A 14,046-nucleotide genomic window follows, 5' to 3' on the forward strand; every position below is an offset into this window, starting at 1 on the left:
ATTTTTTTGATTTGAAGGCCGTCTGAAATCGCTGACTTCAGACGGCATATAGTAACGGATTAATAAGCGTTTGGACGATGATTTACTTCTCCAAAGCCTCCAGCAATTTTTTCTCAATCAAATCCGCATCAAAGGATTTAGCAATCAGCTCAAAGCGGGAATCGCGGCGCCATGAAACCTGATTTGCGCCCCATTGACCGTCCACCCAGTTGAGCCATACCCAAGTACCGAGCACTTGGAACACGCCTTTGGCACGCACGAGGCCGTCTGTAAATTTAGGCAGGTCGTTGAAGAAATCGGTCAATTTTTCACCGTCGAAATCGCGTCCGGCAGGGAAAGTGAAACCTTGCGACTGGAAGCCCATGGTGTTGTCCGGCAGGGCTTTAAGGCGGTAGCGCGATTTTTCGACCACGGGAATATCAAGCCATTGGATGTCGAGTTGAGCATTTTGTACTTCAACGACTTTGGCTTTGGGCGGGAACAGCTTGGCCGCTTTATCGTGAAACTCAGCCAGCTGCTCCGGCGTGCACAAGTCGGTTTTGCTGGCAACCAATACGTCGCAAATGCCGATTTGGTCTTTATACAAGGCTTGTTGCGCGTAATCGGGATTAATGAATTGGCGCGGATCGACAACGGTAAAGACGGCGCCGATTTCCAACATACTGTCGAGCGGTTTGGCTTTCAGTTCGTCGATAACGCTGGCAGCGTGCGCCAGTCCGCTGGCTTCAATCATCAAGCGGTCGGGTTGGGCATCGCGCAGCATTTTTTGTACGGTCGTACCCATTTGCGCGCCGGCAGTACAGCACAAACAGCCGCCGGCGATTTCAGCTACGGGAATGCCGTTGTCGCTCAAGACGGCGCCGTCAATGCCGATTTCGCCAAATTCGTTGACAATGATGACCCATTTTTCATTCGGGTCTTTTTGTGCCATTAGACTTTTAAGGGCGGTGGTTTTGCCTGTTCCGAGGAAGCCTGAAATCAGGTGGACTTTAGTCTTTTTTACTTCTGACATTTTTTACAAATTCCTGTTAAAACAACATGTTCTTCTTTTAATGAGAAACCGGTTTCGGCCACGCCTGCACGCAATGCCGCCCATTCTTGGCTCAAAGTCTGCTCATCCGCCGTACCGCATTCGGTGCAGACCAAAATAAACGCGCTGTGGTGCGCTTCGGCTTCTTCGTGGTCGTGGCAATGATCGTTGCACTCGTGCTGCGCGTGGCTGCACAAAATATAGCCGTTGACCGCCGCCACTTTGTGCAAAACGCCCTGCTCCGCCCAAAAATCAAGGGCGCGGTAGGCCGTCGGCGGCGCAACCACGCCCTCGCTTTGCTGCTGCATCTGCGACAGAACGTTGTAGGCTTTAATCACGCCGCTTTGTTTCAAAACAATATCAAGCACTTGCTCGCGCAAAGCGGTTACCTGCACACCATCGCGCTGCGCTTGTTCTAAGATTTTTTGTTTGATTGCGTTCATAACTGAAACAGCCTTTCAGACGGCCTTGTTAATAAAAAATTACATTATAACGTGTTTGTTCAATTTCAGATAACAAAGAGGCCGTCTGAAACGTTCAGACGGCCTGATGCCGATTACTTAAACCAAGATTTAATTTTTCCAAACAAAGACATGCTTTGTTTTTCAAACGTTTCTTCCTTCGCCGGAGCAGGCGCGTCACGGTAAACTTTCATGCCTGCAAAGGTCTGGGCAACCGGCATGATTTCGATGGAATTGACGTTCATCCGCGCCGGACGCTGATAGAGCCATAAAGCGGTATCGGCAATATCTTGCGGCTGGATAAACTCGACATTCTCATAAACCTCGGCCGCACGCTGGTCGTCGCCTTTGAAACGGACGTTGGAAAACTCGGTATCGCCGCACAAGCCCGGTTCGATATTGGTAATGCGGATGTTTTTGTCTGCCAATTCGGCGCGCAGATTCATGCTGAATTGGCGCACAAAAGCCTTGGTCGCGCCATAGACATTACTGCCGGGATAAGCATAACTGCCGGCAATCGAACCCAGATTGATGATGTAGCCTTGTTTGCGCGCAACCATTTGCGGCAAAATCTGGCGGGTCAGAAAAGTCAGGCCGATGATATTGGTTTGAATCATGGTTTCCCAATCGCCAAAATCGGCTTTATCGGCAGAATCCAAACCTAAAGCCAAACCGGCGTTGTTGATCAGGCAATCGATTTCAGCTAAATGCTCGGGCAGGCTGTTTAAAGCGTTTTGAATCGACTCCGTGCGCGAAACATCCATTTCCAAAGGGTAAAACTGCTCGCCCAATTCCTCAGCCAACTGTTGCAATTTGTCTTCGCGCCGTGCCGCGCCGATGACATGATAGCCTGCCGCAACAAAGGTGCGGCACATTGCCGCGCCGAATCCCGCCGATGCCCCGGTAATCAAAATTGCCATATCGTTTCCTTTCTGTACTCGTTTCAGACTTGAGTTTAAGGTATGATAACGCCTTATCAGACGGCCTGAAATTCGGCCGACCGATTCTAAATTTAACGATAATCATATCATTACAATAGGACACACTCCATATGAAAACCCGTTTTCTCCCTGTCGCTTTGGCGGCAGTGGCGCTTACCCTGACCGCCTGCGGCGGCAGCGGCGCGCCGTCCCAGCCTAAAGGCCCGATTTCCGAAGACCGTACAGCCGCGTTCAAATCCATGATGCCCGAGTTTACCCGCATGGGCAAAATGGTCAAAGACGAAGAGCCTTACGACGTAGAAAAATTCAAACAAGCCGCCGCAACCTTCGCTGAAAACAGCAAAAAACCGTTCACCCTGTTTGAATCTGATCCTCAAGGCAACGGCCGCGCCCTGCCTGCCATCTGGACAGACACGGCAACCTTCAAAGCCGAAGAAGAAAAATTTGCCGCCGCAGTTGAGAAACTCAATGCTGTCGCCCAAACTGGCAAGCTTGAAGAAATCAAAGCCGCTTACGGCGAAACCGGTGCAAGCTGCAAATCTTGCCACGATACATTCCGCGGTCCGGAATAAGGCTTAAAACAATAAAGGCCGTCTGAAATATCATTTTCAGACGGCCTTTTCTTCAACTGACTTCAAACCTTTCCCTATCGACTTTATATAGTGGATTAAATTTAAACCAGTACGGCGTTGCCTCGCCTTGCCGTACTATCTGTACTGTCTGCAGCTTCGTCGCCTTGTCCTGATTTAAATTTAATCCACTATATTTTGCATTTCATGTTTTGTCGGTTTCATTTGAAACCGACGGCTCAATTCACATAGCGCAATCAAATTTTCTTCTTCCGGCTGTTTAAATTCAATTAAATCTCCCTTCTTCTCTACCAATCAAATTCAAATTCAGACCTGCTTTATCTTTTCAGCCAGATTAATAATATGTCGGTGGATTATTTCCTAAAACAAGAATCTGCTTTATTTTTTAAAAAATAAAAACCATTATCAAAATATTTGTAAAGTTTAATAATATGTTATACAGTAGCGACTTCGTTTCTGAGGTAACTATCATGAATCCGAATTTCAAATTAAATCTACTGACATTATCTTTACTGGCTATAACAAGTATCGCACACGCAGAAGAAGAAGTTTCAACTCAAGAGCTTGATGAAATTCAAGTCAAAGGCAAACACATTGCCAAAGAGAAAAAAGTTTTTACCGAAGGCCAAGCCAAAAGTTCGCGCGAACGCATTTATCAATCCAGCGAAAACATCGATACCATCGTGCGGAGCATGCCCGGTGTCTTCACCCAACAAGACAAGGGATCGGGGGTATTGGCGGTCAATATCCGTGGCGATAGCGGTTTGGGACGTGTCAATACGATGGTTGACGGCGTAACCCAAACCTTCTATTCCACTTCTGCCGATGCCGGACGCAGCGGCAGCTCCTCGCAATTCGGTACGGCACTGGATCCCAATTTTATTGCCGGTGTGGATGTAACCAAAGGCAGTTTCTCGGGTGCCAACGGCATTAATACCTTATCCGGTACAGCCAATTTCCGTACTTTACGGGTGGACGATGTGGTACACGGAAACCATACCTTCGGCCTCTTGACCAAAGGATTGACCGGCACAAACAGTACCAAAAGCAATTTTATGGCAACCGGGGCGGTACAAAAATGGTTTGACAGCGGTGCACGCCTGGGGGCGTTATATGGTTACAGCCACCGTAATGTCGAGCAAAACTATAAAGTAGGCGGCGGCGGTCAGCGTATCGGCAATTTTGGTGAAGAATATTTGGACCGTAAAAAACAAGAATATTTTGAGAGCAACTTATTGAAATTCGACCAAGGGCAAAATCGTTGGGTTCGCGACTTTTCCAAGCGCAATGCGGTCGGTAAAAGCTATTGGGACTACCCTTTCTCCAAAAAATATAACGATCCTGAAGTTTTACAAAGAGATTATGTCGATGACTTGGAAAGAGGCTGGAAAGAGAATTTGGCACCGCAATGGGATCTGACTCCAATCGACCCGACCAGCCTGCAACAACGCTCAAACAGCCATTTGGTCAAAGTGGAATACGAAAACGACAACAACAAGCTGGACCTTCAGCTTCGTACCATGAACAACCGTATCGGCAGCCGCAAAGTAGAAAACCGCAACTACCAAGCCAATTACAACTTAAACATTGGCGATTATGTCGATTTAAACGTGTTGGCCGCCCATAATTTGGGAAAACAAAAATATCCGAAAAACTCACGTTTTTCAGGATGGGGACTGCTTGATTATTTGGAAACCAAAAATACAGCCAATCTTTTGGATATCAACAACAGTTTTTCTTTCAAACTTCCCCAAAAAACAGATTTAAAAGCTACTGTCGGTTTCAATTTCTTTAAAAACCAATACAGTAAAAACCGCTTTCCGGAAGAGCTGAGCCTGTTTTACGACGGCCCGGATCAAGATGCCGGCCTGTACAGCTTTTTAGGCCGCTTCAAAGGAGACAAAGGAATATTTCCTCAAAAATCAACCATATTGCAACCTTCAGGCCAGCAAAAATTCAATACATTCTATTTTGATACTTCCTTGAAAAAAGGCATTTATCAATTGAATTACAGCGCCAATATGGTCAACTACCGCTACAAGGGCGAATATACCGACTACTTCAATACCCAAGAAGACTTTAAAAAAGCATTTGGAGAAGACTCTGAAATTTATAAACAGCATTGCACGCCAAGCTGCGACCTTTACGAACCCGTTTATACCAAATCCGGTAAAAAGCATGCGGTAAACCATTCGGTGGCATTAAACATCAATGTCAACGACTACTTTATGCCGTTTATCAGCTATTCGCGCACGCATAGAATGCCGAATATTCAAGAAATGTATTTTTCACAAATCGGCGACTCGGGCGTCAATACCGCCCTCAAGCCGGAACAGGCCAATACTTACCAAATAGGTTTCAATACCTTCAAAAAAGGGATTTTCAAGCCGGACGATGTATTGGGTTTTAAACTGGTCGCCTATCGCAGCAGGATCAACAACTATATTCACAATGTTTATGGCAAATGGTGGGATTTGGATAAAGCACCCAGCTGGGTAACCAGCACCGGCCTGCAATACTCTATCCAGCATCGAAACTACGCCAAACCTGTCCATAAAAATGGTTTGGAGGTGGAAATGAACTATGATTTCGGCCGCTTTTTTACAACCCTGTCTTACGCCTATCAAAAAACCAACCAGCCGACCAACTATAGCGATGCCAGCGAATCGCCCCGTAACTCTTCTAAAGAAGACCAAATCAAACAAGGCTACGGCTTAAGCAAAATTTCCCGCCTGCCCCGAGATTACGGTCGGTTTGAATTGGGATCACGCTGGTTGGGCAACAAATTGACCATCGGCGGCATTATGCGCTATTACGGCAAAAGTACACGGGCAACGACTGAGGAAGAATTTGTTGACGGGACAACCGGCGCCAATACCTACTCTTCACACCAAATGGGCAGAAGGGTGATCAAAAAAACAGAAAGCATCAACAGACAGCCGCTGATTTTTGATTTCTATGCCAATTACGAACCGAAGAAAAACCTTATCCTTCGTTTCGACATTCAAAATGCGTTCAATAAACGCTATATCGATCCTTTGGATGCTGCAAACGATGCTGCAACCCAGCGCTATTTCAGCGTATTTGAAAGAAAAGGCGGTTTGGATGATGAAGAGGTCGAATGTGATGCCAACGGTTTATGCAACGGCAAATATGGCGGCACGACACGCTCCGTCTTGAACAACTACGCACGAGGCAGGACTTTGCTGTTTACCATCAGTTATAAGTTCTAAACCTATCTCTATCTATCAGCATTCTTGATACAACACTGACTCAAAAGCCGACAAACACAATGTTTGCCGGCTTTTTTCGATATATCCTCAAAATTTTCTTCATCTATACACAATAAAAAACCTGCCCTTGCGGACAGGTTTTCAATGATGATGGATTACAGGCCGCTCAGACGGGCAGTATCGTGTGCAATCATCAATTCTTCGTTGGTAGGAATCACAACGGCAACAGCTTTGCTGTCAGCAGTGGTAATCACACCGGCATTACCGAAGCGGGCTTTCAGGTTGGCTTCTTGGTCAATGTGCAGACCGAGGAAGCCCAAGTAACCCAATACGCGTTCGCGGATGATGTCGGAGTTTTCGCCGATACCGCCGGTGAAGACCAATGCGTCCAAACCGCCTGCCGCTACTGTCATGCTGCCGATGTATTTAGCCAAGCGGTAGATGAACATTTCCAGAGCCAGTTTGGCGCCCGGATGGCCTTTGGCAGCTTCTTCTTCGATGGTACGGCAGTCGTTGGACAAACCGGAGATACCGAGCAGGCCGGATTTTTTGTTCAGCATTTCGGTAATTTGGGAAATGGTCATGTTGGCGTTTTCAGCCAAGAAACTGAAAACGGCAGGGTCGATATCGCCGCTGCGGGTACCCATTACCAAGCCTTCCAACGGAGTCAGGCCCATGCTGGTGTCTTGAGATTGGCCGTTGGCAACGGCGGTAATGGATGCGCCGTTACCCAAGTGGGCAATAACCATGCGCAAATCTTTTTTGTCTTTGCCGAGGAAACGTGCGGTTTCATCGGCAACGAAGCGGTAGCTGGTACCGTGCGCGCCGTAGCGGCGCAAGCCGTATTTTTCATACAATTCATGTGGAACAGCATATTTGTAAGCGTGTTCAGGCATGGTTTGATGGAAGGCGGTGTCGAATACGACAACGTTCGGCAGACCTTTGAAAATGGTTTGTGCAGCACGCAGGCCCAAAAGGTGGGCAGGGTTGTGCAAAGGAGCGAGCGGAATGCATTTTTCAATACCGGCAATGACTTCGTCTGTAACCAAAATAGATTCTTTGTACAATTCGCCGCCGCTGACGACACGGTGGCCGATGGCGCCGATACGGCTATCGAGGTCATGCGCTTTCAGTTCTTCCATCAGGGCTTCAACGGCACCGGTATGGTCAGGTTTGGCAGAAAGATCGACTTTGCGTTTTTCGCCGTTAAATTTGAAGGTAATGTAGGCATCAGGCAGATTGAGTTTTTCTGCCAGGCAGCTCAGCAATACTTCGCCGCTGTCGTTGTCCAATACGGCACCCTTGAGGGAAGAGCTGCCGCAGTTCAAAACCAAGATTAACTTTTGTGTCATTTTTATGCTCCTTGAGGTTTCAGACGGCCTTTTTGTCGGGATCTTACTGCTGCTCCGGCTGGGTTGCATCCGCTGAGGGACGTAGTGGGTAGCGGTCTGAACAGATTAACAAAGTAAATGCGGTATTCTAACAAAAAATGTAATCGGCTGCTTGACTTAATATTTGATGTAAAATGGACGGAATTTTATTTTAGGCCGTCTGAAAAATGACGGCGGTTTTGAAGAATTTTCAATATGCATTATTTCAGTATCCACACTCAAGACGGTGAGCATGCCGGATTTTTTATTATGTTGGCAGACGATGAGTCGCAAAATCCGCCGCAAAGCGGACGCTTCGCAATCAAGCTGCAAAGTGAAGACGCAGCCGCAGCGGCGGTATTGTCGCCTTTCGAGCAAACCGATATTCCGCAATACTGGCGCGTGGTTAAAGACCGTATCGAATTGTTTTTTGACGATAAAAACATCGGTGCGCTGCGCAACGAATACCTGACCGTCAGCGGCAAAACCTTTATCCTGACCGATTTGACCGGAGCGATGTAATGGAAAGTATGTTTATCCTTGTCCCCATCAGCATTATTTTGGCCTTTATCATCGGCTGGTTTTTCTGGTGGTCGGGTAAAAACGGACAGTTTGACGACCTTGAAGGACCTGCACACCGCATTTTGATGGACGACGACTCCACTGAAAAACTGATCGAAAAAGACGAAAACAAAGAATCCGAACAATGAGCCTTAAAAAAGACAATCTGAATTTCCACACGACCCGCCGTTTTGCGCCGCTCTTTGGGACGCAGTTTTTGGGCGCGTTTAACGATAATGTGTTCAAAACCGCATTATTCGTGATGATCAGTTTTTACGGTTTGGGCAAAAATGACTTTCTGCCGTCCAGCCAAATGCTGAACTTGGGCGCGATGCTGTTTATCCTGCCCTATTTTCTGTTTTCCGCGCTATCAGGACAGCTGAGCAACAAATTCGACAAAGCCGTTTTGGCGCGCTGGATCAAGCTGTTGGAAATCATCATCATGGCAGTGGCGGCATATGGCTTCTACATCCAATCCGCGCCTTTGCTTTTAATCTGCCTGTTTTGCATGGGCACGCAATCGACTTTGTTCGGCCCGCTGAAATACGCCATTTTGCCCGATTACCTCAACGACAAAGAACTGATTATGGGCAACAGCCTGATTGAATCGGGTACGTTTATTGCCATCTTGCTTGGCCAGATTTTGGGCACGGCAGTCGCGGGCGTTCCGCCGTATATTGTTGGCGGTTTGGTGTTATTGGTCGCCATCGGCGGCACGATGACCAGCCTGTTTATGCCGTCTGTAGCCGCTAAAATGCCGGACACAAAAATCGAATGGAACATCATCAAAGGCACGAATTCGCTGATTCGAGAAGCGGTGGCCGACCGCCCTGTATTCACTTCCATTATCGGTATTTCATGGTTTTGGTTTGTCGGCTCGGTTTATACCACCCAACTGCCGACGTTCACGCAAATCCATTTGGGCGGCAACGATAATGTGTTCAACCTGATGTTGGCGCTGTTCTCCATCGGCATCGCCATCGGCTCGGTATTATGCGCCAAACTCAGCCATGAGCGACTGATTTTGGGCTTGGTCACCATCGGTACTCTGGGGCTGACGGTCTGTGGATTATTGTTGGTGTGGCTGACCCACGGCCAACGCTTTACCGAATTAAACGGCATTCTCTGGTTTTTATCGCAAGCCCAAGCGTATCCGATTATGCTCGTGATGTCGGCCATCGGCTTTTTCGGCGGCTTTTTCTCCGTACCACTCTACACTTGGCTGCAAACCGCCAGCAGCGAAACCTTCCGCGCCCACGCCGTCGCCGCCAACAACATCATCAACGGCGTGTTTATGGTGTCGGCCGCTATTTTGAGCGCGGTTTTGCTGATGTTGTTCGACAGCATTACGCTGCTGTATTTGATTGTTGCCGTGGGTAATCTTCCGTTGATTGTTTACCTCATCAAACGGGAACCGAAATTTATCGGGGATTTGACCGCTTTGTTGAAAATCAGCAAATAAGGCCGTCTGAAATATATCCCCACCATGCACATTTTCACTGTTCAATCGCGTGGACAGCTTGTGCATAAATCAGATTACTGTCTGATTTAACATTAAAAAACAGGACTGACTAAATTTTAAGCATCACTTTACCGCCGGACAAAATGCACATTTTCCCCAAACAAGCGTGTGCAAAGGCTGTGAATAAGTCTGCTTAATGTTTGATATTTCAAAACAAAACGATATTTGATTAATTTTTAGGCAGTTAATAAAAGGCCGTCTGAAAACTTTTTCAGACGGCCTGAGCGTATAATAACCACCTACCTTATAGTTCCCAAACGATATGATTTATCCATGGCATGAAACCCAATGGCAACAGCTCGCCGCCCATTGGCAAAACCGTCCCAACGCCTGGCTGTTTACCGGCAAAGAAAATACCGGCAAAACCGAGTTTGCCCGCTTTGTCGCGCAGGCATTGCTGTGCGAATCGCCCAAGTCCGGCCATGAACCCTGCGGCGAGTGCGCTTCGTGCCATTTGTTCAGCCAAAACACGCATCCCGACTTTTACGAACTCACGCCGGAAATTCCCGAAGGCGAGACAACAGGACGTAAACTCCTGCAAATCAAAATCGATGCCGTGCGCGATATTGTGGAAAACATTTACCTGACCGCTGTCCGCGGCGGCCTGCGCGTGGTATTGGTACATCCGGCGGAAAGCATGAATACACAGGCGGCAAACGGTTTGTTGAAAGCTTTGGAAGAGCCGCCGCAACACGTTGTTTTCCTGCTCGTTACCCACGCGCGCGACAAACTCCTGCCCACCATCAAAAGCCGTTGCCGCCAGATGGTGCTGCCCTCGCCGACCCATGAACAAGCTGCGGCATATCTGCGCCAACAGGGTGTGGAAAATGCCGAAGCCTTGTTGGCATTCCACAGCGGCGCGCCTTTATTCACACCGGCTCCCGAATTGGACGCATTGCGCGAAGAATTGCTGACGCTGCTGGCTGCCCCGCGCCTGTTGGCCATACTCGACTACGCCGCTGCGTTCGACAAACAAAAGCAACCGCTTGCCGTTTTCATCGACTGGCTGCAAAAGTGGCTGACGGATGTCGGTTTGGCACAACAAAGCATGGCGCCGCTTTATTATCCGCACCATGCCCAAGCCCTGCTTCAGACGGCCTCCAAAACCGATTCACGCAGGCTGTTTGCCCTATTGGGCCGTCTGAACGCGCTCAACCCTTACGGATACCATACCTTGAGTGTTAAAATGCAGCTTGAGTATCTGCTTATCGAATATTTAGATTTTTGGCAAAACAAACCCTAACAGGTAATAAATCATGAATAAAAAAGACATTCCGGCGAAGATGTTGGCGTTGCAACTCAAAGACCCCAATTTGTTGTACAACTGCTATATGCCGTTTTTAGAACACGGCGGCCTGTTTGTGCCGACCGATGACGTATTCTCCCTAGGCGAAGACATTCTCTTGGCCGTCGAAATCGCCGACTATCCCAAACGCTTCCTGCCAACCAAAGTCGTTTGGATCAATCCGGCGCGCACCTCGGCCCACCGCCCCAAAGGCGTAGGCCTTGCCTTTTCCGAACACGAAAGCTGCCAGCAGGCAAAAAACCTGATCGAAGCCGAGCTCGGCCCGCGCCTGCGCAGCGACCGTACTACTTTTACCCTGTAATACCATGCATTTAATCGATTCACATTGCCATCTCAACTTTGACGGCCTAAAAGACCGCCTGCCCGAAGTCTTTGCCAACATGGAAGCGCAAAGCGTCAAACAAGCGCTTGCCATCAGCGTCAGCAAACAAAGTTTTGCCGAAGTCTTCGACATTGCCCAGGCGCACGACCACATCTACTGCACCATCGGCGTACATCCCGACAGCCAAGAAGCGGAGGAATTTACCATTGCCGAAATGGTAGAAGCGGCCAAACATCCGAAAATCGTCGGTATCGGCGAAACCGGTTTGGACTATTACTGGTGTAAAGGCGATTTGTCATGGCAGCATCAACGCTTTGCCGACCACATCCAAGCCGCCAACGAAAGCGGCCTGCCCGTTATCGTCCACACGCGCGATGCGGCCGAAGACACGTTGCGGATTTTGAAAGAGTGCCACACCAACTCCGGCGTGATCCACTGCTTCTCCGAAGACGTCGCCTTTGCCAAAGCCGCTTTAGATTTGGGCTTATACATTTCCTTCTCCGGCATTGTGACGTTTAAAAACGCGCCGCTGATTCAGGAAGCCGCCAAATACGTCCCTGCCGATAGAATCTTGGTAGAAACCGATGCCCCCTTCCTCGCGCCGGTTCCCAAACGCGGCAAACAAAACGAGCCGTCCTACGTCCGCTATACAGCCGAATTCGTAGCCAATCTGCGCGGCGAGAGCTTGGAAACATTGGCACAAAACACCAGCGACAATTTCTATCGCCTGTTTAAGAAAGTACTCGACAGCCGTCTGAACAACGGCTAGTTCTAAGACTTTCTACCACCGGTTCTGCCTCAAACGCAGCGGCAAACTCAAAATGGCTCAAGACAGAAACGACAACAAAATCGGCTTGTGCCATCTTCCGGACGGCCGGACCTTTAAAGAATGGAAATATTTCCATCAACACAATAAATGAATTTAAATTCAAAATATTGCTTTCCTAAGCCCGACAAAGCAAGAGGCCGTCTGAAAGTATTTTCAGACGGCCTCTTGCTTATTTTACCGATAGGATGTAAAACCTATCCTTCGAAATAAACGGTTCATCGAAACCGTACACCCATCGACACAATATGGACACGAACTCCGAAATGCACACCCACTCTAATTTTTACGCCATGCTGACAGCCGCCTGCCAAAAAAACGGTAAAGGCACGGTCATTTTCAACGACAAAGAAAAAATCAGCTATTCCTCCCTCAAACACGAAGTAGAAACCGTCGCCGCCTATCTGCAACACGAAGGCGTACAATATGGCGACAAGGTCGCCCTTGTCGTTTCCAACTCTCCCGAATTTATTGCCGCCTATTTCGCCATTACTTCCATCGGCGCGGTAGCCGTCCCACTCAACGTCTTTTTGAAAAGCGAAGAGTTCTCTTACATCCTCAATGACTGCGACGCACGCTTTATGTTTGCCTCCGCGCCGTTGGCCAAAGAACTCAAAAACATCAAAGCCAAAACCAAAGTCAATAAAATCATCTGGATTGGCGAAACCAACGCCGCCAGTGGCGATGACAGCTATTTCGATGCCGCGCGTACATTCCCCGGCAAGCCGAATCTGAGCCGTCAGCCGTCCGTCAACGATTTGGCGCACATTATCTACACCTCCGGCACAACCGGCCACCCCAAAGGCGCATTAATCAGTTACAGCAACCTGTTTTCCAATCTTTCGGGCATCGAACAAATTTTCCAAATTTCGCAAAAAGACCGCTTCGTCGTCTTCTTGCCCATGTTCCACAGCTTTACGCTGACCGCCATGGTTTTGCTGCCGATATCTCAAGCCTGCTCGATTATTTTGGTCAAATCCGTCTTCCCATTCTCCAACGTGTTGAAACAGGTTTTGCTCAAACGCGCTACCATTTTCCTCGGCGTACCGGCTATTTACACTGCCATGAGCAAAGCCAAAATCCCTTGGTATTTCAGATGGTTCAATCGCGTCCGTCTGTTTATCAGCGGCGGCGCGCCTCTGGCCGGACAAACCATTGACGACTTCAAAGCCAAATTCCCACGCGCCAAATTGCTGGAAGGCTACGGCTTGAGCGAATGCTCGCCCGTCGTGGCCGTCAATACGCCCGAACGCCAAAAAACTGCCAGCGTCGGCGTCGCCCTGCCCGGCCTGACCGTGAAAGCCGTCGATGACGAATTGGTCGAAGTGCCGCGCGGCGAAGTGGGCGAACTGATCATCAAAGGCGGCTCGGTCATGCAAGGCTACCTCAATATGCCTGACGCCACAGATGAAACCATCGTCAACGGTTGGCTGAAAACCGGCGACTTCGTCACCATAGACGAAGACGGCTTCATCTTCATCGTCGACCGCAAAAAAGACCTGATTATCTCCAAAGGCCAAAACGTCTATCCGCGCGAAATCGAAGAAGCCATTTACAAACTCGATGCCGTGGAAGCCGCCGCCGTCATCGGTGTGAAAGACCAATACGCCGATGAAGAAATCATTGCCTTTATCCAACTCAAAGAAGGCATGAAGCTGGAAGAAGCCGAAGTCCGCAGCCACCTGCGCGGCCTGCTGGCAAACTTTAAAATCCCCAAACAAATCATCTTCCAAGACGAGCTGCCGCGCAATGCCACCGGCAAAGTGTTAAAACGCAAACTCAAAGAACAGTTTCAAGACTAAACCGCTGTTTCAGACGGCCTCTTGATTCATGCAGGCCGTCTGAAAACAACCTGTATTCCACAAACCTTTTCAGACGGCCACG

General features: G+C 48.6%; 14 protein-coding genes and 1 pseudogene. 10 read left to right on the top strand and 5 right to left on the bottom strand.

The window, feature by feature from the left end:
* Positions 1 to 82: 82 nt before the first annotated feature.
* The 3 genes from ACTHUG_RS05975 to ACTHUG_RS05985 all read right to left on the bottom strand — a co-directional run bounded on the left by ACTHUG_RS05975 (position 83) and on the right by ACTHUG_RS05985 (position 2,411).
* Positions 83 to 1,012: a CobW family GTP-binding protein gene (locus tag ACTHUG_RS05975; RefSeq protein ID WP_070838309.1), complete on the bottom strand. Its 930-nt coding sequence runs from the start codon at positions 1,010 to 1,012 to the stop codon at positions 83 to 85.
* Positions 1,000 to 1,473 (bottom strand): Fur family transcriptional regulator, encoded by a 474-nt coding sequence (locus ACTHUG_RS05980; protein WP_049329244.1) that lies wholly within the window; start codon positions 1,471 to 1,473, stop codon positions 1,000 to 1,002. The genes ACTHUG_RS05975 and ACTHUG_RS05980 overlap by 13 nt, the downstream gene beginning before the upstream one ends.
* A 113-nt stretch (positions 1,474 to 1,586) precedes the next feature.
* Positions 1,587 to 2,411, bottom strand: coding sequence for an SDR family oxidoreductase (locus ACTHUG_RS05985; RefSeq protein WP_440385687.1), 825 nt, complete (start codon positions 2,409 to 2,411; stop codon positions 1,587 to 1,589).
* 131 nt (positions 2,412 to 2,542) lie between these two features.
* On the opposite strand from ACTHUG_RS05985, the gene ACTHUG_RS05990 reads away from it, so the two are divergent.
* Positions 2,543 to 3,004 carry a c-type cytochrome gene (locus ACTHUG_RS05990; protein ID WP_315116042.1) on the top strand — a complete coding sequence of 154 codons (462 nt, stop codon included), beginning with the start codon at positions 2,543 to 2,545 and terminating at the stop codon, positions 3,002 to 3,004.
* Between the two features lie 73 nt (positions 3,005 to 3,077).
* On the opposite strand, the pseudogene ACTHUG_RS05995 reads toward ACTHUG_RS05990, so the two are convergent.
* Positions 3,078 to 3,200 (bottom strand): annotated as a pseudogene (locus ACTHUG_RS05995) (IS5/IS1182 family transposase); the annotation flags it as partial.
* Positions 3,201 to 3,492: 292 nt separating this feature from the next.
* Here ACTHUG_RS05995 and ACTHUG_RS06000 point away from each other — a divergent pair.
* Complete coding sequence (locus ACTHUG_RS06000) at positions 3,493 to 6,255, top strand: TonB-dependent receptor domain-containing protein (protein WP_440385686.1); 2,763 nt, start codon at positions 3,493 to 3,495, stop codon at positions 6,253 to 6,255.
* Positions 6,256 to 6,410: 155 nt separating this feature from the next.
* Here the strand turns inward: ACTHUG_RS06000 and ACTHUG_RS06005 are convergent, their stop codons facing one another.
* Entirely contained in the window at positions 6,411 to 7,607 is a 1,197-nt protein-coding gene (locus tag ACTHUG_RS06005; protein ID WP_440385685.1) for an acetate kinase, read from the bottom strand.
* A gap of 234 nt (positions 7,608 to 7,841) precedes the next feature.
* Here ACTHUG_RS06005 and ACTHUG_RS06010 point away from each other — a divergent pair, with 234 nt between their 5' ends.
* The 8 genes from ACTHUG_RS06010 to ACTHUG_RS06045 all read left to right on the top strand — a co-directional run bounded on the left by ACTHUG_RS06010 (position 7,842) and on the right by ACTHUG_RS06045 (position 13,964).
* Positions 7,842 to 8,147, top strand: coding sequence for an HLGFF motif protein (locus tag ACTHUG_RS06010; protein ID WP_070625817.1), 306 nt, complete (start codon positions 7,842 to 7,844; stop codon positions 8,145 to 8,147).
* Positions 8,147 to 8,335 (top strand): cbb3-type cytochrome oxidase assembly protein CcoS, encoded by a 189-nt coding sequence (gene ccoS, locus ACTHUG_RS06015; RefSeq protein ID WP_004520838.1) that lies wholly within the window; start codon positions 8,147 to 8,149, stop codon positions 8,333 to 8,335. The genes ACTHUG_RS06010 and ccoS overlap by 1 nt, the downstream gene beginning before the upstream one ends.
* A complete protein-coding gene (locus tag ACTHUG_RS06020; RefSeq protein WP_440385684.1) occupies positions 8,332 to 9,648 on the top strand; it encodes an MFS transporter in 1,317 nt (438 codons plus the stop codon). The genes ccoS and ACTHUG_RS06020 overlap by 4 nt, the downstream gene beginning before the upstream one ends.
* A 322-nt stretch (positions 9,649 to 9,970) precedes the next feature.
* A complete protein-coding gene (locus ACTHUG_RS06025; RefSeq protein WP_440385683.1) occupies positions 9,971 to 10,951 on the top strand; it encodes a DNA polymerase III subunit delta' in 981 nt (326 codons plus the stop codon).
* Between the two features lie 10 nt (positions 10,952 to 10,961).
* On the top strand, positions 10,962 to 11,315 hold the full coding sequence (locus tag ACTHUG_RS06030; RefSeq protein WP_003746058.1) for a PilZ domain-containing protein: 354 nt from the start codon (positions 10,962 to 10,964) through the stop codon (positions 11,313 to 11,315).
* A gap of 4 nt (positions 11,316 to 11,319) precedes the next feature.
* A complete protein-coding gene (locus ACTHUG_RS06035) occupies positions 11,320 to 12,105 on the top strand; it encodes a TatD family hydrolase (protein ID WP_440385682.1) in 786 nt (261 codons plus the stop codon).
* Positions 12,106 to 12,157: 52 nt separating this feature from the next.
* Entirely contained in the window at positions 12,158 to 12,256 is a 99-nt protein-coding gene (locus tag ACTHUG_RS06040) for a DUF333 domain-containing protein (protein ID WP_079453980.1), read from the top strand.
* A gap of 154 nt (positions 12,257 to 12,410) precedes the next feature.
* Positions 12,411 to 13,964, top strand: coding sequence for a fatty acid--CoA ligase (locus tag ACTHUG_RS06045; RefSeq protein WP_440385681.1), 1,554 nt, complete (start codon positions 12,411 to 12,413; stop codon positions 13,962 to 13,964).
* Positions 13,965 to 14,046: the final 82 nt, after the last annotated feature.

This window comes from Neisseria sp. P0022.S009 (assembly GCF_051956675.1).
Classification (GTDB): domain Bacteria; phylum Pseudomonadota; class Gammaproteobacteria; order Burkholderiales; family Neisseriaceae; genus Neisseria.

What these genes read in the sequence shown, in the direction of transcription:
- ACTHUG_RS05975 (WP_070838309.1), bottom strand. Translation starts at nt 1,012, where the DNA reads ATGTCAGAAGTAAAAAAGACTAAAGTCCACCTGATTTCAGGCTTCCTC.
- ACTHUG_RS05980 (WP_049329244.1), bottom strand. Translation starts at nt 1,473, where the DNA reads ATGAACGCAATCAAACAAAAAATCTTAGAACAAGCGCAGCGCGATGGT.
- ACTHUG_RS05985 (WP_440385687.1), bottom strand. Translation starts at nt 2,411, where the DNA reads ATGGCAATTTTGATTACCGGGGCATCGGCGGGATTCGGCGCGGCAATG.
- ACTHUG_RS05990 (WP_315116042.1), top strand. Translation starts at nt 2,543, where the DNA reads ATGAAAACCCGTTTTCTCCCTGTCGCTTTGGCGGCAGTGGCGCTTACC.
- ACTHUG_RS06000 (WP_440385686.1), top strand. Translation starts at nt 3,493, where the DNA reads ATGAATCCGAATTTCAAATTAAATCTACTGACATTATCTTTACTGGCT.
- ACTHUG_RS06005 (WP_440385685.1), bottom strand. Translation starts at nt 7,607, where the DNA reads ATGACACAAAAGTTAATCTTGGTTTTGAACTGCGGCAGCTCTTCCCTC.
- ACTHUG_RS06010 (WP_070625817.1), top strand. Translation starts at nt 7,842, where the DNA reads ATGCATTATTTCAGTATCCACACTCAAGACGGTGAGCATGCCGGATTT.
- ccoS (WP_004520838.1), top strand. Translation starts at nt 8,147, where the DNA reads ATGGAAAGTATGTTTATCCTTGTCCCCATCAGCATTATTTTGGCCTTT.
- ACTHUG_RS06020 (WP_440385684.1), top strand. Translation starts at nt 8,332, where the DNA reads ATGAGCCTTAAAAAAGACAATCTGAATTTCCACACGACCCGCCGTTTT.
- ACTHUG_RS06025 (WP_440385683.1), top strand. Translation starts at nt 9,971, where the DNA reads ATGATTTATCCATGGCATGAAACCCAATGGCAACAGCTCGCCGCCCAT.
- ACTHUG_RS06035 (WP_440385682.1), top strand. Translation starts at nt 11,320, where the DNA reads ATGCATTTAATCGATTCACATTGCCATCTCAACTTTGACGGCCTAAAA.
- ACTHUG_RS06040 (WP_079453980.1), top strand. Translation starts at nt 12,158, where the DNA reads ATGGCTCAAGACAGAAACGACAACAAAATCGGCTTGTGCCATCTTCCG.
- ACTHUG_RS06045 (WP_440385681.1), top strand. Translation starts at nt 12,411, where the DNA reads ATGGACACGAACTCCGAAATGCACACCCACTCTAATTTTTACGCCATG.